The organism is Saccharomonospora sp. NPDC046836, assembly GCF_040645195.1.
Classification (GTDB): Bacteria; Actinomycetota; Actinomycetes; order Mycobacteriales; family Pseudonocardiaceae; genus Prauserella_A.
In genome coordinates, this window is sequence record NZ_JBEYXW010000006.1 from 33,833 (window position 1) to 57,669 (window position 23,837).

The following is a 23,837-nucleotide window of genomic DNA, read 5'->3' on the forward strand; positions in this document are numbered from 1 at the left end:
GGCGCTTTACGGTGCCGCTGCGCGGTGGTGACCAGTTCGGTGCGCACGTGCTCGGCGATGGCCCACCCCGCCACGGCTCCAGCGCTGGTTGACCGCCTCGGTGGTGAAGTCGCGGCCGATCAGATCCGGGGCCGGAACTGGCGTCTGGCCTGTGACGGTGGTGCGTTATTCCGCATGAGCCGCCAGATCCGCTTCGGCGACACCTGTGCCCGAGCGTGATCAGCGCAGCGGCTCGTACACCTGCTTAGGAGACCCCTGGGTTTGCGGACTAGGAAGTTACAGCAAGCGACACACTGCGTTTCGAGGACATCGCAGCTAAACGGCGTTTGGCAGGTGTTGAGCTGCCTGCCCTCATCTCGGCCGCCACCGTGCCCACTGACCACGCGTTCGATCTCTTCATGACCCGCGCCGTCACCGAGGGCCAGGGTAGTTCGAACCCGCCCTCAGACGGCAGATCATCCGGATCCACGCCGGTCACGGATCGCGAATAATAACTGTCACATCACGTCACGTTGCGGGCCACGCCGGTAGCCAGTGCTGTCAGTGGTGGACACCAATGGCACGAACACAGTAAGGCAAGATCAACGCCTCCCATTTTGCCTCCCAGCAACGACAAAACCCCCACCGGTGATGATCACCGCTGGGGGTCTGACCTGGTAAAACAGGTGGTGCGCGATACTGGGATCGAACCAGTGACCTCTACCGTGTCAAGGTAGCGCTCTCCCGCTGAGCTAATCGCGCGAGGCGGAGACGGGAATCGAACCCGTGTACAGGGCTTTGCAGGCCCTTGCCTGAACCACTCGGCCACTCCGCCGTGTTATGTGGATCGGGCAGTCGCCTGATCCAACTGCGGAAAGCCGCCGCAGCCGAGCGGACGACGGGACTCGAACCCGCGACCCTCACCTTGGCAAGGTGATGCGCTACCAACTGCGCTACGTCCGCATTCCCCGATTTCGGGGCTCGCGCCCCGTCTTCGTGGTGTGTGCAGAACTGTATCGGACACTCGAAACAGTGCGTGCACGGGGGGTGTCCATCTCGGGTTGTCGGCCCGCCATCAGCTCAGATCGTTCGGGATCAGGTGGGTGAGCGCGTCGTCCACGTCGACCCACAGGTGCTCGTTGCCAGGCAGTACAACGTCGTAGGTGCGGTCAAGGAAGTCTGCCAGCTCCTGCGCTGATGCCTCGAACATCGCGTGCCCCGACGGCGAGTTCAGCTCGATCAGTACCGATTCGGGATCCTCGACGGAAGGGCGGATCCGCACATCCCCGTCGCCGGCGTCCGCGAGCAGGCCGTCGGCCAGCAGGTCGCGTGCGTAGACCCATTCCACCCAGCCCGCGCGGCCGGTGCGGAACGCCGCGACGACCGCGTAGGGGTCACGGGTGTCGTAGCGCAGCTCGACCTTCACTGGCACGGGAGGAGTCCGCGGCGCCAGCAGGTCGAAGACCGCCGTGGACCGGAGCGTCACGTGATCGTTTCGCATGGTCGTACCCTTCTGCTCCCTTCCCGGCCGGATCGGCCGAGTCTCGACGGTGAGACGCGCTCGGGTCCCGACTCGCTCGCCGTTTCCGCCGACATCACACTTACGTGTCACGCCGCGGCCCGTCTCCCCATCACTCTCGGCTCATCGGTCCTCGTGTGTGGTTCCGTGATCGCTCACGCGTCCATACTGCTCGGTTTACCGCGCGGGCGATAGGACTGTGTCGCGAATGTTGCGGGTGACCTCCGTCCCGTCCACGCGGTCATCCATCTGGCCGTATGCCCACTAGCTGGAAGTCCTACGCTGCGTGCCGACCGATGTGCGGACCGTGGAGTGTCGAGACCACCCGTTTGCCGGGTCCGAAACGTCGTCCGGTACAGTCTGTTTCACGCCGCGAGCGGGCGATTAGCTCAGCGGGAGAGCGCTTCGTTCACACCGAAGAGGTCACTGGTTCGATCCCAGTATCGCCCACGTCAGCCAGGGGCCCTGACCGGCAAGGTCAGGGCCCCTGGTTTTTTTACGTGGCACGTTGCCAGCGGGCCTGGTGGTCAATCTTGTGGCCACACGGTTCGCTCGAAGTTCCCCTGGTTGCATCCTGGAGTTGCGTGGTCGCTATTCGTGATCGGTCTGCACTCGAGACCCGCGATGTCAGGGTGCCGCATGCCGGTCGTGGCGACCAAGACCCACATCGCGTAGAGCCGATCCGACTTCATGCGCGTGAGGATGCGGTGGAGTTGCTCCTGCCGATGGCAGCTCCGCTGAATCAGAGCCGTGTCCCGACGCCAGCCGGTTGCACCGGGGCACTCCGCCTCACCCGCGCGGTGGTGTTGCCGGCCTTGCACGCCGCGCCATAGTGGCATTGGTTTTCGGTAGGGACCACTGAAGGGAACGGGGTCATGAGCTGCGAGACCGAGGAACAGCTCTACGCCCGTTTCGCGAAACTGCCCCGCCCTCGGTATCCGTTTCCCGATCTTGTCAATCCCCACATCGACGCCCTGGCGCGGGAATGCGACCGATGGATCGACGAGGACTACCGATTCAACTCGCCGGGGGCACGGGAGCGCCACAAGCGCCACAGGCTGACCGATATCCCGGCGCGAGCGTTTCCCCAGCTGAGGTTGGCGGAGTTGCGCCCCGTCGCCCGGTTCACGTCCTCAGGGGCGATGATGGACGACTATTTTGATCACTCCAGCTCCGCCGAGGTCTCGCGGGCTCGGGACCGCATCATGGCCCTGCTGACGGGCGAGGACGGGGCCGAGCCCCAGGATCTGGGGATCTACCGACAGTTCTATCTCCTCCGGCAGGACGCGATGGGTTGTGGGATGCCCCCGCGCCTCTACGACAAGTTCATTGCCGAGATCGACCACATGTTGATCGCCTACCAGGCGGAGAAGCAGTGGATCGCGGCCGACCAAGTCCCTCCGCTGGAGGTCCTGCTGCCGATCCGGGAGAACACGTCGGGCGGGGTGCCGTTCGCCAAATACGTCTGCATGGAGCAGGACTTCCGCACGCTCCCTGACACGGTGCTGGAGCATCCGGTGATCCTGCGCCTCCACGCGTTGTCAGGGAGGTTGATCGGCTGGCACAACGACCTCATCTCCCTGCCGAAGGAACTCAGCCGACGAGGGGACGTCGTCAACATCGTGCTCGGCATGCGCCACCACCACGACATGAGCATCGAAGAGGCGTACGTGGCGGCCTTGGAGTTCCACGACAACGATCTTCGCGAGTTCATGTCGCTACAGGAGCATCTTCCCTACTTCGGCGAGTGGCACGACAGGGCGCAAAGCTATGTCCGCCAGCTGGGGATCATGATCCAGGGAACATACATGTGGCACGTCACGAATTGCGGGCGCTATGCGCCGGGCGCCTATGTCGAGCCCGAGCACGACAGTCGAGAGTTCCAATGGGTCGACCGATGACGCGCAGGGCGTCTGCAGTACAGCCCACGCTGATCAGGGCCGGTGCACAGTCGATGTGCACCGGCCCTGAGTCGTATCTGGGGTGACGAACCGGCACGTTTCTGCGCCGCCACCGTCTGCGGGTTTACATATTCCCATATGGGTATACGATGGCTGTATGGCGCGAGCAGCGACGACAACGGATGCGTTCAACGCGGTGGCCGAGCCAAGGCGGCGGGAGATCCTTGACCTGCTGGCCGGCGGGGAATGCGTGGTGAACGACCTGGTCACGCGGCTCGGGCTGGCGCAACCGCAGGTCTCCAAGCATCTGAAAGTGCTCAGGGAGGTGGGCCTGGTGCAGGTGCGCGAGGAAGGGCGGCAGCGGAGGTACCGGCTGAACGGCCGGCCGCTGCAGGCCATTCACGACTGGGTCAAGAAATACGAGCAGACCTGGCAGGACCGGTTCGACGCACTGGACGTCGTGCTGGAGGAACTCATCGAAGAGGAGCAGAGCAATGGCCGAGACGACGAGTAGCGGGACAGCGGTAGTGACACTGCCGTCCGACACCCAGATCCTGATCACCCGCGAGTTCAACGCGCCCCGGCACCTGGTCTACCGGGCGTGGACGACGCCCGAGCTGGTCAAGCGCTGGTGGTCGGCCCGCCGGGGCGCGGTCACTGTCGCCGACATCGATCTGCGGGTCGGCGGGACCTGGCGGTGGGTGATGGTGACCGACGACGGGATGGAGGTCGCGTTCCACGGGGAGTACCGGGAGCTGGTGCCGCACGAGCGCATTGTCTGCACCGAGGTCTTCGAGGGCTTTCCCGACGCGGGAGCGGTCAACACGATGACGCTGACCGAGCGCGACGGGCGTACGACCCTCAGCGTCCTCGTGCAGCACGAGACACGCGAACACCGCGACATGCACATCAACTCCGGTATGGAAGCGGGCATGCAGGACGCACTGGACCTGCTCGAAGAGGCTGTCGTCGCATTGCGCTGACCAGCCCGTACCGCCACCGCCATGCGAGCCGGCCGCTCGGTCGGCTCGCACGACAGGTGGCTGTGACAGACCGGCCGGTGCTGTCATTGATCAACGACTACTGAGGGTAGTTGGTTGCCCAGTATCCAAGATCACGGAAGGTCATCGCTTGGTAGTCAGTTCGATCGTCAGGGTTAACCAAATTGGCTCAACCTTTGGATTTTCCCATGTAACACTCCGCCAAGGGTGACCGATACCACGGCGGGTAGCCCCGGACTGATGACGGACCGTGCAGGCCGAATGGCTACTCAGCGTGTTCGAATCGGCGGTGTCGGCGCGTGCCCGAGTCTGGCGCACCTGAACTGATGCGGGAGGCTCCGTGGACGAGTCGATGTCGCCGCCATCGCGACCTGACCGTCGCGTGTCGCACATCGGCCCCTGGTGGACCTCTCGCCCGCTGGACGTGACGGCGGGGCAGCGTGGCGCGACGGCGCCGAGCCCGGTCCTGGAGTGGGAGAGGCGCTACCGGTCGTGGGTCGTCCTCGGCGACGTGCTGGCCACCGTGCTCGTCGTCGCGGTCGGCGCGCTGTTCATCGGCGGGTTCGACCGCTTCGACGAGCGGCACGCCCTGGGCACCGCCGCCGCCGTGTTGTGCTCGCTGCCGGCCAACCGGGCGTGGAGCACACAGGTGCTGGGCGAGGGCGCCGAGGAGTTCCGCCGGGTCGGGCGAGGACTGGTGATGGCGGGGGTGCTCGTCGCGCTGGGTGGACTGCTCGCCGGGGCACTCGAGGTCAGGCCCTGGGTGTTCACCGTGGTCCCGTTGGTTGCGCTGGTCATCCTGCCCACCCGGTATGTGCTGCGCAGGCTGGTGCACCGTTTCCGCCGTCAGGGCCGGTACCTGCTGCCTGTGCTGGCTGCCGGTCACCCCGACACCGTCTGCGACCTCATCGAGCGCACACGGGCCATGTCCCACGTCGGCTGGCGGGTGGAGGCGGTCTGCACCCCGGCCGGTTCCGATGCACCCGGCGAGGTACTCGGCGTGCCCGTGACCGGCGCACTCGACACACTCGCCGAGCAGGTGCGCCGGGGCGGCTACCGCGTGGTCGCCGTCACCGCGGACGCCTACTGGAACCCGCGACGGCTACAGCAGCTCGCGTGGGACCTGGAGGGCACGTCGGCCGAGCTGGTCGTCGCGCCGGTGCTCATGGAGATCGCAGGCCCCCGGCTCAACGTCTCTGGTGTGCTCGGGATGCCGCTGCTGCGGGTGACCGCGCCGGTGTTCGCCGGTGGCCGCCGGATCGTCAAGGAGCTCGTCGACCGGCTCGGCGCGGCCGTCCTGCTCACCGTCACGGCACCGGTGCTGCTGACCATCGCGCTCGCCGTCAAGCTGGGCGACGGCGGCCCGGTCATCTACCGGCAGCAGCGCGTCGGCCGGGACGGTGACACGTTCACGATGTTGAAGTTCCGCACGATGGTCACCGGTGCCCACGCCGCGCGGTCGGACCTGCTCGCTGACAACCAGGCCTCCGGGCCGCTGTTCAAGATCCGCAACGATCCCCGGGTGACCAGAGTCGGTGCGCTGCTGCGCCGGTACTCGCTCGACGAGTTGCCGCAGCTGCTCAACGTGCTCGCGGGCCGGATGTCGCTGGTCGGCCCGCGGCCACCGCTGCCGGAGGAGACCGCCCGGTACGCGCCCGACGTGCGCAGGCGGTTGCTCGTGAAGCCGGGCCTGACCGGGCTCTGGCAGGTCAGCGGCCGCAGCGACCTGTCGTGGGAGGAGAGCGTGCGGCTGGACCTGCGCTATGTCGAGGACTGGTCGCTGGCGCTGGACATGGTCATCCTGTGGAAGACGCTGCGCGCGGTCGTCGGTGGGCGTGGCGCCTACTGATGCGGCCCGTCGTCAGGACCGCCTGACGTGCGGGTGGCCAACCGGCGGCGGATAGCATCGACGCGTAAATACACGTGTTATCGCGTTTGAGGGAGTCCACCGTGTCCCAGTTGTCGTCAGTCCCGGCCGCATCCGCCGCGCGCGTGGTGGTACCGGCAGGCACTACGGCGGGCACCGCGGTCCGCGAGGCCGGACTCCCCGGCAAGGGCGCCGATGCCGTCGTCGTCGTGCGCGATCCCGACGGCAACCTGCGTGACCTCGCGTGGGCGCCGGCCGATGACGTCGAGGTCGAGCCGGTCGCGGCGAACACCGAGGACGGCCGCAGCGTCATCCGCCACTCGGCGGCGCACGTGCTCGCGCAGGCCGTGCAGCAGCAGTTCCCGGAGGCCAAGCTCGGTATCGGCCCGCCGGTCAAGGACGGCTTCTACTACGACTTCGCGGTGGACCGGCCGTTCACGCCTGAGGACCTGCAGGCGCTCGAGAAGCGCATGAAGCAGATCATCAAGGGCTCGCAGCAGTTCTCCCGCCGCGTGCTGGAGTCGGTCGCCGCGGCCAAGGAGGAGCTGGCCGGCGAGCCGTTCAAGCTCGAGCTGGTCGACCTGAAGTCCGATCAGGGAGTGGACACCTCCGAGGTCATGGAGGTCGGCGGCGGTGAGCTGACGATCTACGACAACCTCGACCCGCGGACCAAGGAACGGGTCTGGAGTGACCTGTGCCGCGGCCCGCACGTGCCGACCACCAAGTACATCCCGGCGTTCAAGCTGACGCGGGTCGCCGCCGCGTACTGGCGGGGCGATGAGAAGAACCCCCAGCTGCAGCGGATCTACGGCACCGCGTGGGAGTCCGCCGAGGCCCAGGACACCTACCTCGAGCTGCTGGCCGAGGCCGAGCGGCGGGACCACCGCAAGCTCGGCGCGGAACTGGACCTGTTCTCGTTCCCCGACGAGATCGGCTCCGGCCTGCCGGTGTTCCACCCCAAGGGCGGCATCATCCGGCAGGAGATGGAGAACTACTCCCGCCAGCGGCATGTTGAGGCCGGCTACGAGTTCGTGTACTCGCCGCACATCACCAAGGGCAGGCTGTTCGAGGTGTCCGGCCACCTGGACTGGTACCGCGACGGCATGTACCCGGCCATGCACCTCGACGCCGAGTACGACGAGCACGGCAACGTCCGCAAGCCGGGGCAGGACTACTACCTCAAGCCGATGAACTGCCCGTTCCACGACCTGATCTTCGCCTCGCGCGGCCGGTCCTACCGGGATCTGCCGATGCGGCTGTTCGAGTTCGGAACGGTGTACCGGTACGAGAAGTCCGGGGTGGTGCACGGGCTGACCCGCGCTCGTGGCTTCACGCAGGACGACGCGCACATCTTCTGCACACCCGAGCAGGTGGCCGACGAGCTGAAGTCGCTGCTCGACTTCGTGCTCAACCTGCTGCGCGACTACGGTCTCACCGACTTCTATCTCGAGCTGTCCACTCGCAACGACGAGAAGTACGTGGGTTCGGACGAGATCTGGGCCGAGGCCACCGAGGTGCTGCGTGTGGCCGGCGAGTCCTCCGGGCTCGAGCTGGTGCCGGACCCCGGTGGGGCCGCGTTCTACGGGCCGAAGATCTCGGTGCAGGTCAAGGACGCGCTGGGCCGGTCATGGCAGATGTCGACCATCCAGCTCGACTTCAACCTGCCCGAGCTGTTCGAGCTCGAATACACCGCGACGGACGGCTCCCGCAAGCGTCCGGTGATGATCCACCGCGCCCTGTTCGGCTCCATCGAGCGGTTCTTCGGTGTGCTGACCGAGCACTACGCCGGCGCGTTCCCGGCCTGGCTGTCGCCGGTGCAGGTGGTGGGCATCCCGATCGCCGACGAGCACGTCGAGCATCTGCGCGGCGTCGAGAAGGCGTTGCGGGCCAAGGGAATTCGCGCCGAGGTCGACACCGGCGACGAGCGGATGCAGAAGAAGATCCGTACCCACACCACGCAGAAGGTGCCGTTCATGCTGCTGGCAGGCGGCAAGGACGTCGAGGCGGGTGCGGTGTCGTTCCGGTTCCGCGACGGCAGCCAGATCAACAGCGTGCCCGTGGCCACCGCGGTGGACACCATCGCGGACTGGGTGGCACGGCGGGAGAACGCCTCGCCGTCGGCGGAGGCGCTGGAGGCTTTCGTTGGCAAGTGACGCCGGCGCCCCCGAGTTCGTCGGCCAGGACGGCATCGGGGTCCCCGACCAGCTGCAGCGGTTGTGGACCCCGCACCGGCTCGCCTACATCAAGGGCGAGAACAAACCCGAGGGCGACGAGCCGCAGGGCTGCCCGTTCTGCCGGCTCGTGGAGATGGCCGACGAGGACGCGCTGATCGTGGCGCGCGGCAGGACCGTGTACGCGGTGCTCAACCTCTACCCGTACAACCCAGGGCACCTCATGGTCGTGCCCTACCGGCACGTCGCCGACTATCCGGACCTGACGGGCGAGGAGACGGCCGAGGTCGCCGAGTTCACCCAGCACGCCATGACGGTGGTGCGCACTGTCTCCGGCGCGCACGGCTTCAACATCGGCATGAACCAGGGTGTCATCGCCGGTGCCGGCATCGCCGCCCACCTGCACCAGCACGTGGTGCCGAGGTGGGGCGGCGACTCCAACTTCATGCCCGTGATCGGCCACACCAAGGTGTTGCCGCAGCTGCTGGGCGAGACCAGGGAGCTGCTCGCGAACGCCTGGTGAGACGCGGGCTCAGCCCTGCAGGCCGGCCTCGATGTTCAGCTCGATCTTGATCTTGTCGCTCACGACGGCGGCCGGGATGCTGGCACCGACGCCGAACTCCGAACGGCTGATCTCGGCGGTGGCGGACACGCCGACCACCTTGCTGCCCTCGGTCATGCCGTCGCCGAAACCGCCGAGCTCCGCGGTGAGGGTGACCGGCTTGGTGACGCCGTGCAGGGTCAGCTCACCGTCGATGAGGTAGTCCTCGCCGTCGGTGCGGACGCCCTTGGTGTGGAAGTTCAGCGTCGGGAAGTTCTCGATGTCGAGGAAGTCGGCGCTCGTGACGTGGCCGTCGCGCTGCTCGTTGTTGGTGTCGACGCTCGCCGCCTGGATGGTGGCGGTCACCGAGGAGCCGGTGATCTCAGCACCGGTGACGATCTCGCCGCCGAACTCGCCGAACCGGCCGCGGACCTTCGAGACGCCGAGGTGGCGCACGGTGAAGGTGACGTCGGAGTGCACCGGGTCGATGGTCCAGGTGCCCGCGATGTAGCCGGGGATCTCGGTCGTAGGGGCGCTCATGTGGATTCCTCCGTGTATGGCTGTGCGTTCATGTGCTCACTGTGTGCCGGGCCCGGTTGCTTGAACCCTCAAGTAACAGGATACCGAAGCTTAGTTGAGTCCTCAACTAGGAGTACTATGGGCACCATGTCCGAACCCCGATGGCTCAGCGCTGAGGAGCAGCGCATCTGGCGTGACTTCTCGGCGGCCGTCAACATGCTCAAGGCGCACCTGGAGGCGCAGCTCCAGCAGGACGCCGGCATACCGCTCACCTACTACGAGGTGCTGGTCGTGCTCTCCGAAGCGCCAGGTCAGGTACTGCGGATGAGCGATCTGGCGCTCGCGACGCGGTCTTCCCGCAGCCGGCTGTCCCACGCGGTCGCGCGGATGGAGGCCGCAGGCTGGGTCCGTCGGGAAGCGTGCCCGACCGACAAGCGCGGTGCGTTCGCCCACCTCACGAAAGCAGGGCTGGCCGCGTTGCAGGCGGCCGCTCCCGGGCATGTCGACGCCGTGCGGTACAGCCTGTTCGACCCGCTCACCCCTGAACAGCTGGGCCGGCTGGGTGAGATCAGCGGCGCGATACTGGAGCGGCTGACCCCACGTTGCACCGAGGCCGCGGCCGCCGAACTGGAGGCGATGGACGCCGACATCGCACGTGGCTGAGTCGCTCACTCCGGCTTTGCGGGCATCCGTGCAGGTGGCGTCGGTCCGGCTCGATAGGGTTTCTTCGGCAACCCGACCACGTATGTACCTGCACCCGTAGGACCGATGCTCAACATCTTCGCGCGCGCGTCCGTCTCTCGCGTCACCGATCCGATCGGTGCCGCGCTGGTCAGGGCGGGCCTCACCCCGAACGCCATGACCCTGATCGGGACGGCGGGCGCATTCGTGTGCGCGCTCGTGTTCTTCCCGGCGGGGATGCTGCTGGCGGGAACGTTCACCGTGTGGGGTTTCGCCATGCTCGACCTGCTCGATGGTGCGATGGCTCGCGCCCGCGGCAGCACACCGTTCGGGGCGGTGCTCGATGCGACCTGCGACCGGCTGGTCGACGGCGCGCTGTTCGCCGCGATCGCGTGGTGGGCCTTCACGGTCGATGGCAACGAGCGTGCCGCGGCGGCGGCGTTGGTCTGCCTGGTGCTCGCGCAGGTGATCTCCTACGTCAAGGCGCGTGCCGAGGCGTCCGGTCTCTCCGCCGATGGTGGCCTTGTCGAGCGGGCCGAGCGGCTGATCATCGCGTTGACCGGCACCGGTCTGCAGGGATTCGGGGTGCCGTACGCGGTCGAGGGCTCGCTGTGGCTGCTCGCGCTGCTGTCGGTGATCACGCTGCTGCAGCGCATCACGGCGGTGGCGAAGGCCGCGCGGGAGGCCCGCTCGTGAGTGCGTTCGGCAGCAGGCTCGCCGATCTCGCCTACGCCGTGGGCTGGCGGGTCGTGCCGAAGCTGCCGAAAAAACCGGCCGGTTCGCTGTTCTCGTTCGCCGCCGACCTCGCCGTCCGCCGCGACGGCGCCGGGGTGCGGCAACTGCGCCGGAACCTGGCCAGGGTGGTCCCTCAGGCCGACGCCGCGGAACTCGACGACCTGATCCGGCGAGCCATGCGCTCCTACGCCCGGTACTGGTACGAGGCCTTCTGCCTGCCCGCGATGGACCCCGACGACGTCCGCGGCCGGGTGGACATCAGTGGGTCCGAGTACCTCGACGCCGCGCTCGCCGAGGGCAACGGTGCGGTCATCGCTTTGCCCCACACCGGCAACTGGGACGTGGCGGGGGTTTGGCTGGTGGGCCACTCCGGCAGCTTCACCACGGTGGTCGAGCGCCTGCGGCCGGCGTCGTTGTTCGACCGGTTCGTGGCGTATCGCGAGGCACTCGGGTTCGAGGTCGTGCCTGCGGACGGCAGCGTGTCGTTCCGGGTGCTACTGCGCCGGCTCAGGGAGAACAAGGTGGTGTGCCTCGTCGGCGACCGTGACCTCAACGGCTCCGGCCTGCCGGTCACCTTTTTCGGCCAGGAGGCCCGTTTCCCCGCGGGGCCCGCCCGGCTGGCGGCCAGCACCGGCGCGGCGCTGCTGCCCGTGGGTGCCTGGTTCACCGACGGCGGGTGGGGACTGCGGATTCACCCGCGGATCAGGGTGAACAGTCGCGAGGAGATCCACGCCGCGACGCTCGCACTCGCCGAGGTCTTCGCCGGTGACATCGCCGCGCACCCAACGGACTGGCATATGCTGCAGAGGTTCTGGCTCGCCGACCAGGCCGAACACGCCGATGTCACGGGGTAGCGGCTGTGTCTGACAGGCTGTTTGAGGGCACCGGGCGCATGAGGATCGGCATCGTCTGCCCATATTCCTTCGACGTTCCCGGCGGGGTTCAGGGACATGTCGTCGACCTGGCCAAGGCGCTGCTCGCGCTCGGGCACAGTGTGTCGGTGCTGACGCCGGCCGACGAGGACGCCCCGCTGCCGCCGTTCGTGCATCCGGCGGGGCGAGCGCTGGCCATTCCCTACAACGGCTCGGTCGCCCGCCTGCAGTTCGGCCCGGTGTCCTACGCACGGGTCCGTCGCTGGTTGCGTGACAACGACTTCGACGTGCTGCACCTGCACGAACCGGCCGCGCCGAGCCTGTCGTTGCTGGCGCTCAAGGTCGCCAGCGGCCCGATCGTCGCCACCTTCCACACCTCGACACCCCGGTCCCGCACGCTGGCCGCGTTCCAGCCGGTGCTGCGCCCGCTGCTGGAGAAGGTCACCGCCCGCATCGCCGTCTCGGCGCTGGCGCGCCGCGTCCAGGTGGAGCACTCCGGCGGGGACGCGGTGGAGATCCCGAACGGCGTGGACGTCGGGCACTTCGCCGCCGCGGAGCCACTGCCCGGCTACCCCCGTGCGGGGGGAACCCTCGGGTTCGTCGGCCGCTACACCGAACCACGCAAGGGCATGGGGGTACTGCTGGACGCGCTGCGGATACTGGCACCGCAGCTGCCCGGTCTGCGCCTGCTCGTCGTCGGCAGGGGAGACGCCGACACGCTGCTCCGCGAGGCGGGACCGGACCTCGCGCAGCGGATCGACCTGCTCGGGCAGGTCGACGACACCACCAAGGCCCGCGCGCTGCGGAGCGTGGACGTCTACTGCGCCCCCAACACCGGAGGTGAGAGCTTCGGCATGATCCTCACCGAGGCGATGGCCGCAGGCACACCGGTGGTCGCCAGCGCGCTCGACTCGTTCCGGCGGGTGCTCGACGACGGCCGGGCCGGGGTACTCACCCCGACCGGCGACGCCGCGGCACTGGCGGGCGCCTTGCGGGAACTGATCGGCGACCCAGAGCGGCGCGCGCTGCTGTCGGCGGCTGCCACGGAACGCGTCGCGCTGTTCGACTGGCAGACCGTGGTCAAGCAGGTGCTGCGGGTCTACGAGACCGCGATCGCCGCCGACCCCCGCACCGTCAGCGCGGATCAGGACGTGGCCAGGTGAACACCCTCGTCGTGGTGCTCGCGGTGCTGGCGGCGCTCGTCGTGGCCGGTGGTCTGTACCTAGTCGCCACCGCCAACCGGCTGGACCGGTTGCACGTGCGGATGGATGCCGGCTGGGCGGCGCTGGACGCCGCGCTCGCCCGGCGGGCCGTGGTGGCGCGGACGGTCGCGGCGAGCGTGCTGCCCACCGACGCGGCCGGGGTGCTGCGTGCGGCGGCAGAGGCCGCCGAGTCGGCGTCGCGGCCGGAACGGGAGCTCGCGGAGAACGAGCTGACCCGGTTGCTGGCCGGCTTCGACCGCGGGCACCTGCCACCGGTGCTGGCCGATGAGCTCACCGACGCCGAGCAGCGGGTCGTGATCGCCCGCAGGGTCCACAACGACGCGGTGCGCGACACGCTGGCGCTGCGACGCAGGCGCAAGGTGCGCTACTTCAAGCTCGCCGGTAAGGCACGGGCGCCGGAGTACTTCGAGATCGCGGAGCCGGACGCGGGCGTGGTCGTGCCAATACCCCGCACCTCGGCCCGCGTCGTGCTCGTCGATCCGGCGGGCCGGGTGCTGTTGTTCAACGGACGTGACCCGGCGGTGGCGGGGGAGACCTTCTGGTTCACCGTGGGCGGCGGCGTGGAGGACGGCGAGGACCTGCGCTCGGCCGCTGTGCGCGAGCTCAAGGAGGAGACCGGGCTGGACACGCCCGCCGGACAGCTGACCGGGCCGATGTGGCGGCGGCGCGTCGAGTTCAGCTTCGGCGGGCAGCACTACGACGGCACCGAGTGGTTCTTCTGCGTACGTCTGGACACCGCCCACGACGTCGACACGTCGAGGTTCACCGAGGTCGAGTCCGACGCGATCGACGGCTATCGCTGGTGGAGCGCCGGTGAGCTGCGCGAGACCGGCGAGACGATCTACCCGGAACTGCTCGGCGAGCTGCTGCCGCCACTGCTGGAACACGGCTGGGACGGGCGGCTGCGCTCGATCCGCTGAGCGGCACCTGCCCGCGTGGCACACTGACTCGCATGGCAGCCGACCCCGCGCACGATCCCGCCTGCGACGTCGCGCACGGCACGGCCGCGGCAGAGGTAGCCGAGCGCACGCTGGTGGCGGTGTTCGCCTCACCGGTCGCCCGGTACCTGCTGGCCTACGGTCGTGATCTCGGCTTCCGCCCGGTCCTGGTCGAGCCGGACCCGGAGCGGGCAACGGCGGCGGGCGCGGTGACCGGCATGCCCGCGCTCGATGCGACCGCCGACGTCGTCGTGACCGACCACCACCGGGCCGAGCTCGGTGCGGTGCTCCGCGACGCGCTGGCCCACCCAGCGCGCTGGATCGGCGTGCTGGGCAACCCCCGCCACGCCGGCCCGCACGTCGCCGCGCTGGCTGCGCTCGGCGTCGGCGCCGACGACATCGCGCGCGTGCACCGGCCGGTCGGGCTCAACATCGGTTCCCGAACGCCCCCGGAGATCGCCATCGCGACACTCGCCGGTCTGATCGCCGACCGCAACGGCCGTCCTGGCGGTTTCGAGTTCCCGGCAGGCTGAGCACTGCGCCTCGTCAGTGCATGGCGAGACTTTCCGGCATCGGGTCGTAGCGAACGTGGTGCCGGGTGAAACTCGCCTTGCCGGAGGTCAGCGACCGCAGGTCGATCGCGTAGCGCAGCAGCTCGCTGGCCGGAACCTCGGCTCGGATGATGCTCTGCCCACCGGCCACCGATTCGGTGCCCAGCACACGGCCCCGCCGCGACGACAGGTCGCCCAATACCGTGCCGAGGTGCTCGTCGGGCAGCAGCACGACGACCGCGTCGAGCGGTTCGAGCAGCACGATGCTGGTCTTCGCCGCGGCGTCCCTGATGGCGAGCGCTCCCGCGGTCTGGAAGGCGGCGTCGGAGGAGTCCACGCTGTGTGCCTTGCCGTCGAACAGGGTCACCCGGACGTCCACCACGGGGTGGCCGTCAACGAGCCCGCGCTGCAGCTGCGCGCGGACGCCCTTCTCGACGCTGGGAATGAACTGGTGCGGCACGGAGCCGCCGACGACCTTGTCGACGAACTCGAACCCCGCACCGCGCTCCAGCGGCTCCACCTCGACGTCGCACACCGCGTACTGGCCGTGACCGCCGGACTGCTTCACGTGCCTGCCGTGCCCGGAGGCCCTCGCGGCGAACGTCGAGCGCAGGCTGATCCGCACCGGCTCGGTGTCCACCTCGGCACCACCCGCTCGCAGGCGCGACAGCACGACATCGGCGTGTGCCTCGCCCATGCACCACAGGACCAGCTGACTGGTCTCGGCGTTGCGTTCCAGGCGCAGCGTCGGGTCACCCGCCACCAGCCGCGCGAGGTTGCGCGCCAGCGCGTCCTCGTCACTGCGGGCCTTGGCGACCACGGCCACCGGCAGCAGTGGCTCCGGCATCGCCCACGGCGTGATCAGCAGGGGGAGCTCCGGTGACGACACGGTGTCACCGGTCTCGGCCGAGCCGATCTTGGTGAGCGCGCACAGGTCGCCTGCAACGCAGTAGGGCACCTCACGCAGGCTCGAGCCGAGCGGTGAGTACAGGTGGGCGACCCGCTCGTCGGAGTCGTGGTCGGCGTGGCCGCGTTCGGCGAGCCCGTGGCCTGCGACATGCACGGACCGTTCCGGGCGCAGCGTGCCGGAGAACACGCGCACCAGCGACACACGCCCGACGTAGGAGTCCACGGCCGTACGCACGACCTCGGCGGCGAGCGGACCGTTCGGATCAGGGGAGAGCTGCGGGTCCGCCGCGCCGTTGGCCGAGATGATCTCGGGCAGCGGGTGTTCCAGCGGCGACGGGAACGCGCGGGCGATGCCGTCGAGTACCTCGGCAAGGCCGACACCGGTCTCCGCGCATACCGGAATGACCGGGTAGAAGGTGCCGCGCGCGACGGCGGTCTCCAGGTCGGTGATGAGAGTGTCTTCGGAGATGTCCTCGCCGGCGAGATAGCGGTCCATGAGGGTCTCGTCCTCGCTCTCGGCGATGATCCCCTCGATCAGCTCGTTGCGGGCATCGGTGAGCCGCTCCAGGTCGGCCGGATCCGGCTGCCCCATTCTCGGCGGGTAACCACCCGCGTAGTCGTAGAACTGCTGCGTGATCAGTCCGATCAGGCCGGGAGCTCCACTGCCCGGCGGCAGGTACAGCGGGAGCACCCCGGAACCGAAGGCGACCTGGCAGGCGGCGATCTCTGCCGCGACGTTGGCACGCGCGTGGTCGAGGCGGGCGATGAGCACCGCGCGCGGCATGGCGACCCGCGCGCATTCCTCCCACAGGGCCACCGTGGCCGCATCGACGCCCTCACCGGCGGAGACGACGAACAGGGCCGCGTCGGCCGCACGCAGCCCGGCCCGCAGCTCGCCCACGAAGTCGGCATATCCGGGAGTGTCGATCAGGTTGATCTTGATGTCGCCGTGCACGATCGGCGCCACCGCGAGGCCGACCGAGCGCTGCTGGCGCACAGCTGCGGGGTCGTGGTCACACACCGTGGTGCCCTCCACCACCGATCCCGCGCGGTTGACCGTTCCCGATGCGACCAGCAGGGCTTCGGTCAGTGTGGTCTTTCCTGCGCCGGAAGGCCCCACCAGCACCACATTGCGGACCCTGCTGGGATCGTCCACAGCGACCGCGGCTCCACCGTCTCCGTTTCTCGTCTGCTTCTCGGGCATGGCGGGTCTCCCTTGCGCCGACGTCGTTGTTCAGGTGTGCCTTCGATCACACACCCGATTGGAGCGAGCGGCAAGGGTACCTGCGGCATCAGGGAAAGTGGACTGCTGAGATTGCTGCTTACTGGCACCCCGGAGCGGTCCACGTCCGGCATACGCTGAACACGTAACGTCCTTGTGTTCGTCGTGAAAGGCTTCCGCAGTGTCAGACACCCGGCCCGTCAACTCCACCCTGCCCGAGACCGGCACCGCCCGCGTGAAGCGCGGCATGGCCGAGATGCTCAAGGGCGGTGTGATCATGGATGTCGTCACCCCCGAACAGGCCAAGATCGCCGAGGACGCCGGAGCGGTCGCGGTCATGGCGCTCGAGCGCGTGCCTGCCGACATCCGTGCCCAGGGCGGCGTGGCCAGGATGAGCGACCCCGACCTGATCGAGGGGATCATCTCCACGGTGTCGATCCCGGTGATGGCGAAGGCACGCATCGGTCACTTCGTCGAGGCGCAGGTGCTGCAGGCGCTCGGGGTGGACTACGTCGACGAGTCGGAGGTGCTCACCCCGGCCGACTACGCCAACCACATCGACAAGTGGGCGTTCACGGTGCCGTTCGTGTGCGGGGCGACCAACCTGGGCGAGGCGCTGCGCCGGATCAACGAGGGCGCGGCGATGATCCGCTCCAAAGGTGAGGCCGGGACCGGCGACGTCTCCAACGCGACGACGCACATGCGCCAGATCCGGGCGGAGCTGCGCAAGCTGAGCGCGCTGCCCGAGGACGAGCTGTACGTGGCCGCCAAGGAGCTGCAGGCGCCGTACGAGCTCGTCAAGGAGGTCGCCGCGACCGGAAAGCTGCCGGTGGTGCTCTTCACCGCGGGCGGCATCGCCACCCCGGCCGACGCCGCGATGATGATGCAGCTCGGCGCGGAAGGCGTGTTCGTCGGCTCCGGCATCTTCAAGTCGGGCGACCCGGCCAAGCGCGCCGAGGCGATCGTCAAGGCCACGACGTTCTTCGACGACCCGGACGTGCTCGCGAAGGTGTCACGCGGCCTCGGCGAGGCCATGGTCGGCATCAACGTCGACGATGTCCCGGAGCCGCACCGGCTCGCCGAGCGCGGTTGGTGACAGCGCACGCCGCGTCGTTCAGCGCGCCTTTTCGAGAGGCCGGCAGTCAGGTCCAGTTCGGCTGCCGGGTCTCGGTTCGGTCGGTGGCCGGCGCCGGGGCTGCTGACAGGCCGGATATCTGCTCCCGCAGCTCGCCGGTCATCTCCACTTCAAGGGCCGCAAGGGAGTCCTGCAGCTGGTCGAGGTTGCGGGCACCGATGATCGGCGCGGTGACGGCCGGGTGCGCCATCGCCCACGCCACGGCCAGCGTCGGCGGCCGCACGCCGATCTCCTTGGCGAAGGTGGTGAAGCGGTCCGCCGTGGCGTAGTCACTGTCCTGGCCGTAGCGGGCGGCGTAGCGGGCGTTGTCGACCAGCCGGCCGGCGGCGGGCCGGCTGCCGCTGCTGTACTTCCCGGTCAGCAGGCCGCCACCGAGCGGACTGTAGGTGATCACGCCGAGGTTCTCGGCCTCGGCCAGTGGCAGGATCTCCACCTCGGCCTGCCGTTTCACCAGGCTGTACATGGGTTCGATCAGCTCGAACTTCGCTAGGCCTGCGTGTGCCGAGATGCCGAGGGCCGTCGCGATCTGCCAGGCCGCCCAGTTGCTGACGGCCGGGTAGACGATCTTTCCCTGGCGTTGCACATGATCGAGCGCGCGCAGGGTCTGCTCGATCGGGGTGTGCTCGTCGAAGGCGTGGACGAAGTAGAAGTCGATCCGGTCGGTGTTCAACCGCGTCAGGCTCGCCTCGATCGCGCGGACGATGTGGCGGCGCGACAGGCCGCGGGCGTTGACATCGGCCCCGGTCGGGTAGAACACCTTCGAGGCGATGACGACGTCGTCGCGGCAGTCGGCGATGAGCTCGCCCAGGATCTCTTCCGCGGCACCCTGCCCGTAGACGTCGGCGGTGTCGAAGAAGTTGATCCCCGCATCCCGGACCCGGTGGAACATCTCGGCCGAGGCCTGCTCGTCGGCCTCGGAGCCGAATGACATGGTGCCGAAGCACAGCGGCGAGACCTGCACACCGGTGGCGCCCGCGGTTACGTAGTTCACGGTTTCTCCTTCGCCGGCGCGAGGCTGCGATCCCTCGGCGACAGCTCCGTGCGCTGCCAGTTCTGTCCAAACAGGACTCCGTCGGTGAATCCCACCAGTGCGGGGGCGATGTCCCCGAACATCTTCTGTGTGCCAGAGGGGTTACGTGTGTCTGCCAACGTTCTCATCCTTTCCGGGTCTCGGTTTCTGCTCGGCTACCCCGCTCGCGGGCGATCAGCACAACGAACGCGCCCAGCAGCGAGAATCCGGCGGTGACCACGGCGGAGCCGACCAGACCGGTCGCGGTCGGCTTGTGTGTGTACATTGTGTGTATGACGCGCCTGAACGTGTACATCCCGGATGAGCTGGCTCAGCGGGCGAAGTCGGCCGGGCTGAACATCTCGGCGTTAGCCCAAGCGGCGATCGCGGATGAGCTGCAGCGCCGTGCCACAGATGCCTGGCTGGCGTCGTTGCCGCAACCCCGTGGCTCGGTGTCGCACGCCGCGGCGCTTGCCGCGCTCGACGAGGCCAGGGACGAACTGGCCGGCGAACCGCATGCTTGATCGTCCCGGCGAGATCGTGGTCGTGGACGCCTCGGTGCTGGTGGACTTGCTGGCGGGCACCGAGTTCGCCGCGGCTGCCAGTGCCCGGCTGGCCGGTGCGGTGCTGCACGCCCCTGCCCACCTGGACGCGGAAGTGCTGTCCGCCCTCGGACGGCTGCACCGGGCAGGGGAGCTGACCACGGCGGACGTGGACGCCGCTCTCACTGCCCTGACAGCCGCTCCCCTCACGCGGCACGCGGTGATCGAGCTCGCGCCCGGCGCTTGGTCGCGCCGCGCCGACCTGCGGCTCGTGGATGCGCTCTACGTCGAACTCGCCACCCGGCTCCGTGTGCCGCTGTTGACCACCGATCGTCGTCTCGCCCGCGCCTGCCCTCTCGCCGAGAGCATTACCGCCCCGGGTCGCTGACCCGGTCAGACGTGCTCGGAGACCAGAACGGCCGTCGTTGCCGTTTCGAGCGCCTTGAAGACGTGCGGCAGATCGCCGGGGTAGGCGATGTAGTCCCCGGGGTGGAGCTCGACCGGCTCCTCGGTGAGCCCGACGAGCGCGCGCCCCGTGCTGAGCACCACGTGCTCGACGACCCCTGGCATGTGCGGATCGGATTCCCGCGGCCTGCCGGGCTCGGCGGCGAGCAGGTAGATGTCCCGGCGTGCGTTCGGCGGGCACGAGGCCAGCAGTGTCGCCGTGTAGTCGGCGTGCTCGGCGGCCACCCGCGGCCCCTCGCCCGCGCGGACCACCTGCACGCGCGGACGGACCGGCTGCACCAGCTGCGCGAAGGGCACGTCGAGCGCGACACTCAATGCCCACAGCGTCTCCACACTGGGGTTGCCGGTGCCGGATTCCAGCTGGGACAGCGTGGACTTCGCCACACCGGCACGGCGGGCCACCTCGGCCAGTGAGAGCCCAGTGCGGCGGCGTTCGCGTTGCAGGGACGCGGCGATCACCGCGAGAGGGGCTCCGCTGTCCCTGGTTCCGGCCATGCGTTCGCTCCAGAAGTCGATGCGTTCGGCTTGACGAACGGTCTGCAAGGTGTTCAGTATAGACAACCGTGCGTTCGATGTGGCGAACTCTGGATCGGGATCTGGCGCGTGACATCGCGCTGGTGTGCCTCGCCGGCGGGCTCGTCGGCCTGTCGTTCGGTGCCATCACGGTGAGCTCCGGGCTGCCGCTGTGGTTGCCGATGCTGTTGTCGATCGTGGTGTTCGCGGGCGCCGCACAGTTCATGTTCGTCGGGCTCGTCGCCTCCGGCGGCAACCCGGTCGCTGCCGTCGTCGCCGGACTGCTGGTCAACGCCAGGCACCTGCCGTTCGGCTTCGCCGTCGGCGACGTGCTGGGCGACGGCTTGCTCCGGCGGATCATCGGGACACACCTGATGATCGACGAGACGGTGGCGTTCGCCCTCGCGCAGCCCGACGCCGAACGGCGCAGGGCGGCCTACTGGGCGTGCGGTGCGGGACTGTTCGTGTGCTGGAACGCCGGCGTCGTGCTCGGTGCCTTCGGCGGCACGGTCGTGACCGACACCGACGTCTTCGGGCTCGACGCCGCGTTCCCGGCGGCGTTGCTCGCGCTCGTGCTGCCGGCCCTCCGGGACACGGCCACCCGCCGTGCCGCGCTGACGGGTACGGCGATCGCGCTGGCCACCTCGCCGTTCCTGCCGGCGGGACTGCCCGTGCTGCTCGCGCTGGCAGGTGTGCTCGTGGTCCTCGGCCGGATCCCTGCCGGACACACCGGGGAGTCCGCATCATGATCACCGCCGGCACGCTGATCGTCGCGACACTGGTGCTCGGTGCCGGCACGTTCGCGTTCCGCTGGGCTGGGCCGGTCCTGCGCGCCAGGATCGATCTGCCGCCCCGGGCCGAGAAGCTGCTGGCGATCGCGGCGGTGGTCCTGCTCGCCGCGCTCGTCGGCACAGCGGCGTTGCTGGACGGGGCCGAGTTCGCCGGGATCGCGAGGCCTGCGGGCGTCACCGTTGGCGGCGTGCTGGCCTGGCGGAAGGCGCCGTTCGTGGTCATCGTCCTCGCCGCAGCCGGTACCGCCGCGGTGCTTCGGCTGCTCGGCGTGCCCTGAGCGGCGATCGCTGCGCCCAGCCCAGTAGGCTTGACCAGCGGGAATCCCTGGGAGAGGTGGGTGCGTGTCAGAGCGGCGACCGGTGGTGGGTGTGCTCGCCCTGCAAGGCGATGTCCGCGAACACGCCACGATGCTCGAACGGGCGGGCGCGCGGGCGGTCTCGGTGCGCAGGCCCGGCGAGCTGGCCGAGGTCGACGGTCTCGTGCTGCCCGGCGGGGAGTCGACCACGATGTCGCGGCTGCTGGAGACCTTCGAACTGCTGGAACCGCTGCGGGACCGGCTGGCCGACGGAATGCCGGCCTTCGGCTCGTGCGCGGGCATGATCCTGCTGGCCAGGCAGGCTCTCGACGGCCGACCCGACCAGCACCAGCTCGACGCGCTCGACATGGTGGTGCGGCGCAACGCCTTCGGTCGCCAGGTCGACTCGTTCGAAGCCGACCTCGACGTCGCCGGAATCGACGGTGGACCGCTGCACGCCGTCTTCATCCGCGCCCCGTGGGTGGAGAAGACCGGCGACGGGGTCGAGGTGCTCGCCAGGATCCCGCATACCCAGGACGCGGGAGCGGCTGCGGATAGGATCGTCGCGGTCCGCCAGGGGCCGGTGCTCGCCACCGCGTTCCATCCCGAGCTCACGGGGGACGAGCGTGTGCACCGGCTGTTCGTGGGCATCGTGCAGGAAACGTTAGATCTGGAGGAGAGATGAGCGGCCACTCCAAGTGGGCCACGACCAAGCACAAGAAGGCCGCCCTCGACGCCAAGCGTGGCAAGCTGTTCGCGAGACTGATCAAGAACATCGAGGTCGCCGCGCGGACTGGCGGGGGCGACCCGGACGGCAACCCGACGCTGTACGACGCCATCCAGAAGGCCAAAAGGAACTCGGTCCCGGCAGACAACATCGAGCGTGCGCGCAAGCGCGGCGCCGGTGAGGAAGCCGGTGGCGCCGACTGGCAGAACATCACCTACGAGGGCTACGGCCCCAACGGTGTCGCCGTGCTGATCGAGTGCCTCACCGACAACAAGAACAGGGCCGCCTCCGAGGTGCGGACCGCGCTGAGCCGCAACGGCGGCTCACTCGCCGACCCCGGATCGGTGGCGTACCTGTTCAACCGCAAGGGTGTCGTGCTCATGCCGAAGAACGATCTCGCCGAGGACGACGTGCTGATGGCCGTGCTCGACGCGGGCGCAGAGGAGGTCAACGACCTCGGTGAGAGCTACGAGATCGTCTCCGAGGCGGGCGACCTCGTTGCGGTGCGCTCGGCACTGCAGGAAGCGGGCTACGACTACGAGTCCGCCGAGGCCAACTTCCTGCCGTCGGTCAACGTGCCACTGGACGCCGAGGGCGCCAAGAAGGTGTTCCGGTTGATCGACGCGCTCGAGGACTGCGACGACGTGCAGAACGTCTACGCGAACTTCGACGTCAGCGACGAGGTCCTGGCCGAGGTCGGCGCCTGACCTTCGCACCACCCGACGCCGCTTTCGCTTCGCACGCCGGAGCGAAAGCGGCGTCCGGCTTTGTAGCGGCTGGTTACCGCGCGACGCAGAGTCCTTTTCGGACAGTCGATCGAGCTGTGGAACTCACTGTGCGCAGGAAGCGCAGCCACCCGCGAAGACGGTGTAGGCGAGAATGCGTTGCTCCATCGGGGTGAGCTGTTCCCCGGTCATGAGCTTCAGCTCGGCCGTGACGATCCGGTCGTGCAGGTTTTCCCTTTCGCCCTCGGGAGGCGGGGATTTCAAGGTGTGGTCGGACATGGTGTGGTTTCCAGTTCGGGGTCGGTTTGTCGATAGTAGGGGGTAATGGCCGCCTATCGCTAGGAAATGCGTCACGTCGGTTTCCGTCAGGATGCTGGGCTCTCGCGCACCGGTACGGCACAATGATCGCCGTGACGCCCGAGACCGTTGCCGACGAGCAGGATCACCAACTCCGCGAGTGGATCGTCGCGCAGGCAGAGGAACGCGGCAACGCCGTCATCACGGTGCCCCCTGACGATCACGGCGCGGGATACGCGTTCACGGTGTGTGCGTGGGCGATGCACGGTGTGCCGGAGGCGGTGGTCGTCGGGCTGCCGGAACCGCTCGGGTCGGTGCTGCTGGACGCCTACGTCGACCGCGCGGCCGCGGGGGAGCAGTTCGAGTTCGGCACGCTGTACGACGATTTCTTCAACGATGTGCCGGTGACGTTCGAAAAGGTCGCTCGTGGGCACTACCCCGAGTTCTTCGGCAGCGCCTTTCTCGTCTACCCCGACGGCGATTTCCCCGCCGTGCAGATCATCGTGCCCACGCCGGAACGGCAGTGGCCGTGGGACGCCGGTGCGCCCGAAGGTTTCGCCGCCTGGCAGCCGATTCTGACTGTCAGTGGCCTACCGGAGAGCTGGACGCCGGGCGGCGAAAGTCCATAGTGGACTGAAGGCGGCGGCGGCCGAGTTCGGTTCCTGTTCGTCCCGCGGTCGTCTGCGCGCCGGGTTCCGCACATGATCA

General features: G+C 68.7%; 28 protein-coding genes and 4 tRNA genes. 21 read left to right on the plus strand and 11 right to left on the minus strand.

Annotated features, from left to right (window positions below):
* Nucleotides 1-666: 666 nt before the first annotated feature.
* The 4 genes from ABZ863_RS09980 to ABZ863_RS09995 all read right to left on the minus strand — a co-directional run bounded on the left by ABZ863_RS09980 (nt 667) and on the right by ABZ863_RS09995 (nt 1,480).
* Nucleotides 667-741, minus strand: a tRNA-Val gene (locus tag ABZ863_RS09980).
* Nucleotide 742: 1 nt separating this feature from the next.
* Nucleotides 743-814: transfer RNA gene (locus ABZ863_RS09985), tRNA-Cys, on the minus strand.
* A 55-nt stretch (nt 815-869) separates the two neighbouring features.
* Nucleotides 870-942, minus strand: a tRNA-Gly gene (locus ABZ863_RS09990).
* A 112-nt stretch (nt 943-1,054) separates the two neighbouring features.
* The gene (locus tag ABZ863_RS09995; RefSeq protein ID WP_110339145.1) at nt 1,055-1,480 is read right to left on the minus strand and encodes an SsgA family sporulation/cell division regulator; all 426 of its coding nucleotides are present in this window, start codon (nt 1,478-1,480) and stop codon (nt 1,055-1,057) included.
* Between the two features lie 396 nt (nt 1,481-1,876).
* Between ABZ863_RS09995 and ABZ863_RS10000 the strand changes: the two genes are divergently transcribed.
* The 7 genes from ABZ863_RS10000 to ABZ863_RS10030 all read left to right on the plus strand — a co-directional run bounded on the left by ABZ863_RS10000 (nt 1,877) and on the right by ABZ863_RS10030 (nt 8,961).
* Nucleotides 1,877-1,948: transfer RNA gene (locus tag ABZ863_RS10000), tRNA-Val, on the plus strand.
* Between the two features lie 425 nt (nt 1,949-2,373).
* Nucleotides 2,374-3,399 carry a hypothetical protein gene (locus ABZ863_RS10005; protein ID WP_358533294.1) on the plus strand — a complete coding sequence of 342 codons (1,026 nt, stop codon included), beginning with the start codon at nt 2,374-2,376 and terminating at the stop codon, nt 3,397-3,399.
* 157 nt (nt 3,400-3,556) lie between these two features.
* The gene (locus tag ABZ863_RS10010; protein WP_358533297.1) at nt 3,557-3,913 is read left to right on the plus strand and encodes a metalloregulator ArsR/SmtB family transcription factor; all 357 of its coding nucleotides are present in this window, start codon (nt 3,557-3,559) and stop codon (nt 3,911-3,913) included.
* The gene (locus ABZ863_RS10015) at nt 3,894-4,382 is read left to right on the plus strand and encodes an SRPBCC family protein (RefSeq protein WP_358533300.1); all 489 of its coding nucleotides are present in this window, start codon (nt 3,894-3,896) and stop codon (nt 4,380-4,382) included. Before ABZ863_RS10010 ends, ABZ863_RS10015 begins: the two co-directional genes overlap by 20 nt.
* A 358-nt stretch (nt 4,383-4,740) precedes the next feature.
* Nucleotides 4,741-6,249, plus strand: coding sequence for a sugar transferase (locus tag ABZ863_RS10020; protein WP_358533302.1), 1,509 nt, complete (start codon nt 4,741-4,743; stop codon nt 6,247-6,249).
* Nucleotides 6,250-6,350: 101 nt separating this feature from the next.
* On the plus strand, nt 6,351-8,420 hold the full coding sequence (gene thrS / locus ABZ863_RS10025) for a threonine--tRNA ligase (protein ID WP_358533305.1): 2,070 nt from the start codon (nt 6,351-6,353) through the stop codon (nt 8,418-8,420).
* Nucleotides 8,410-8,961 carry an HIT domain-containing protein gene (locus ABZ863_RS10030; RefSeq protein WP_358533308.1) on the plus strand — a complete coding sequence of 184 codons (552 nt, stop codon included), beginning with the start codon at nt 8,410-8,412 and terminating at the stop codon, nt 8,959-8,961. The genes thrS and ABZ863_RS10030 overlap by 11 nt, the downstream gene beginning before the upstream one ends.
* 9 nt (nt 8,962-8,970) lie before the next feature.
* On the opposite strand, the gene ABZ863_RS10035 is transcribed toward ABZ863_RS10030, so the two are convergent.
* On the minus strand, nt 8,971-9,519 hold the full coding sequence (locus ABZ863_RS10035; RefSeq protein ID WP_358533311.1) for a YceI family protein: 549 nt from the start codon (nt 9,517-9,519) through the stop codon (nt 8,971-8,973).
* Between the two features lie 126 nt (nt 9,520-9,645).
* On the opposite strand from ABZ863_RS10035, the gene ABZ863_RS10040 reads away from it, so the two are divergent.
* The 6 genes from ABZ863_RS10040 (at nt 9,646) to ABZ863_RS10065 (ending at nt 14,480) form a co-directional block, all read left to right on the plus strand.
* Nucleotides 9,646-10,161, plus strand: a complete 516-nt coding sequence (locus ABZ863_RS10040; RefSeq protein ID WP_358533314.1) for a MarR family transcriptional regulator — start codon at nt 9,646-9,648, stop codon at nt 10,159-10,161.
* Nucleotides 10,162-10,266: 105 nt separating this feature from the next.
* Nucleotides 10,267-10,875, plus strand: coding sequence for a phosphatidylinositol phosphate synthase (pgsA, locus tag ABZ863_RS10045; protein ID WP_358533317.1), 609 nt, complete (start codon nt 10,267-10,269; stop codon nt 10,873-10,875).
* The gene (locus tag ABZ863_RS10050) at nt 10,872-11,768 is read left to right on the plus strand and encodes a phosphatidylinositol mannoside acyltransferase (protein WP_358533320.1); all 897 of its coding nucleotides are present in this window, start codon (nt 10,872-10,874) and stop codon (nt 11,766-11,768) included. The genes pgsA and ABZ863_RS10050 overlap by 4 nt, the downstream gene beginning before the upstream one ends.
* Nucleotides 11,769-11,806: 38 nt before the next feature.
* A complete protein-coding gene (locus ABZ863_RS10055) occupies nt 11,807-12,949 on the plus strand; it encodes a glycosyltransferase family 4 protein (protein WP_358533885.1) in 1,143 nt (380 codons plus the stop codon).
* Nucleotides 12,946-13,929, plus strand: coding sequence for an NUDIX domain-containing protein (locus tag ABZ863_RS10060; RefSeq protein ID WP_358533323.1), 984 nt, complete (start codon nt 12,946-12,948; stop codon nt 13,927-13,929). The genes ABZ863_RS10055 and ABZ863_RS10060 overlap by 4 nt, the downstream gene beginning before the upstream one ends.
* A 32-nt stretch (nt 13,930-13,961) precedes the next feature.
* Nucleotides 13,962-14,480 carry an XdhC family protein gene (locus ABZ863_RS10065; RefSeq protein ID WP_358533326.1) on the plus strand — a complete coding sequence of 173 codons (519 nt, stop codon included), beginning with the start codon at nt 13,962-13,964 and terminating at the stop codon, nt 14,478-14,480.
* Nucleotides 14,481-14,493: 13 nt separating this feature from the next.
* Here the strand turns inward: ABZ863_RS10065 and ABZ863_RS10070 are convergent, their stop codons facing one another.
* Nucleotides 14,494-16,611, minus strand: a complete 2,118-nt coding sequence (locus tag ABZ863_RS10070) for an elongation factor G-like protein EF-G2 (RefSeq protein ID WP_358533329.1) — start codon at nt 16,609-16,611, stop codon at nt 14,494-14,496.
* Nucleotides 16,612-16,810: 199 nt separating this feature from the next.
* On the opposite strand from ABZ863_RS10070, the gene pdxS reads away from it, so the two are divergent.
* A complete protein-coding gene (pdxS, locus tag ABZ863_RS10075; protein ID WP_358533332.1) occupies nt 16,811-17,725 on the plus strand; it encodes a pyridoxal 5'-phosphate synthase lyase subunit PdxS in 915 nt (304 codons plus the stop codon).
* A 46-nt stretch (nt 17,726-17,771) separates the two neighbouring features.
* On the opposite strand, the gene ABZ863_RS10080 is transcribed toward pdxS, so the two are convergent.
* Genes ABZ863_RS10080 through ABZ863_RS10090 form a run of 3 tightly spaced genes read right to left on the minus strand, consistent with a single transcriptional unit; the run spans nt 17,772 to nt 19,059 of the window.
* Nucleotides 17,772-18,755, minus strand: a complete 984-nt coding sequence (locus ABZ863_RS10080; RefSeq protein ID WP_358533335.1) for an aldo/keto reductase — start codon at nt 18,753-18,755, stop codon at nt 17,772-17,774.
* On the minus strand, nt 18,752-18,913 hold the full coding sequence (locus ABZ863_RS10085; RefSeq protein WP_358533338.1) for a hypothetical protein: 162 nt from the start codon (nt 18,911-18,913) through the stop codon (nt 18,752-18,754). The genes ABZ863_RS10080 and ABZ863_RS10085 overlap by 4 nt, the downstream gene beginning before the upstream one ends.
* A gap of 5 nt (nt 18,914-18,918) precedes the next feature.
* A complete protein-coding gene (locus tag ABZ863_RS10090) occupies nt 18,919-19,059 on the minus strand; it encodes a hypothetical protein (protein WP_358533341.1) in 141 nt (46 codons plus the stop codon).
* A 7-nt stretch (nt 19,060-19,066) separates the two neighbouring features.
* On the opposite strand from ABZ863_RS10090, the gene ABZ863_RS10095 reads away from it, so the two are divergent.
* Both ABZ863_RS10095 and ABZ863_RS10100 read left to right on the plus strand, forming a co-directional pair.
* A complete protein-coding gene (locus tag ABZ863_RS10095) occupies nt 19,067-19,297 on the plus strand; it encodes a type II toxin-antitoxin system CcdA family antitoxin (RefSeq protein ID WP_358533344.1) in 231 nt (76 codons plus the stop codon).
* Entirely contained in the window at nt 19,290-19,703 is a 414-nt protein-coding gene (locus ABZ863_RS10100; protein WP_358533347.1) for a type II toxin-antitoxin system VapC family toxin, read from the plus strand. The genes ABZ863_RS10095 and ABZ863_RS10100 overlap by 8 nt, the downstream gene beginning before the upstream one ends.
* Before the next feature lie 5 nt (nt 19,704-19,708).
* Here the strand turns inward: ABZ863_RS10100 and ABZ863_RS10105 are convergent, their stop codons facing one another.
* Nucleotides 19,709-20,275 (minus strand): XRE family transcriptional regulator, encoded by a 567-nt coding sequence (locus tag ABZ863_RS10105; RefSeq protein ID WP_358533888.1) that lies wholly within the window; start codon nt 20,273-20,275, stop codon nt 19,709-19,711.
* A gap of 68 nt (nt 20,276-20,343) precedes the next feature.
* On the opposite strand from ABZ863_RS10105, the gene ABZ863_RS10110 reads away from it, so the two are divergent.
* The 4 genes from ABZ863_RS10110 (at nt 20,344) to ABZ863_RS10125 (ending at nt 22,814) form a co-directional block, all read left to right on the plus strand.
* Nucleotides 20,344-21,042, plus strand: a complete 699-nt coding sequence (locus ABZ863_RS10110; protein ID WP_358533350.1) for an AzlC family ABC transporter permease — start codon at nt 20,344-20,346, stop codon at nt 21,040-21,042.
* Entirely contained in the window at nt 21,039-21,362 is a 324-nt protein-coding gene (locus ABZ863_RS10115) for an AzlD domain-containing protein (protein WP_358533353.1), read from the plus strand. The genes ABZ863_RS10110 and ABZ863_RS10115 overlap by 4 nt, the downstream gene beginning before the upstream one ends.
* A 64-nt stretch (nt 21,363-21,426) precedes the next feature.
* A complete protein-coding gene (pdxT, locus tag ABZ863_RS10120; RefSeq protein WP_358533356.1) occupies nt 21,427-22,065 on the plus strand; it encodes a pyridoxal 5'-phosphate synthase glutaminase subunit PdxT in 639 nt (212 codons plus the stop codon).
* A complete protein-coding gene (locus tag ABZ863_RS10125; protein ID WP_358533359.1) occupies nt 22,062-22,814 on the plus strand; it encodes a YebC/PmpR family DNA-binding transcriptional regulator in 753 nt (250 codons plus the stop codon). The genes pdxT and ABZ863_RS10125 overlap by 4 nt, the downstream gene beginning before the upstream one ends.
* Nucleotides 22,815-22,937: 123 nt before the next feature.
* On the opposite strand, the gene ABZ863_RS10130 is transcribed toward ABZ863_RS10125, so the two are convergent.
* On the minus strand, nt 22,938-23,111 hold the full coding sequence (locus tag ABZ863_RS10130; protein WP_358533362.1) for a hypothetical protein: 174 nt from the start codon (nt 23,109-23,111) through the stop codon (nt 22,938-22,940).
* A 122-nt stretch (nt 23,112-23,233) separates the two neighbouring features.
* Between ABZ863_RS10130 and ABZ863_RS10135 the strand changes: the two genes are divergently transcribed.
* The gene (locus ABZ863_RS10135; RefSeq protein WP_358533365.1) at nt 23,234-23,758 is read left to right on the plus strand and encodes a DUF4262 domain-containing protein; all 525 of its coding nucleotides are present in this window, start codon (nt 23,234-23,236) and stop codon (nt 23,756-23,758) included.
* Nucleotides 23,759-23,837: the final 79 nt, after the last annotated feature.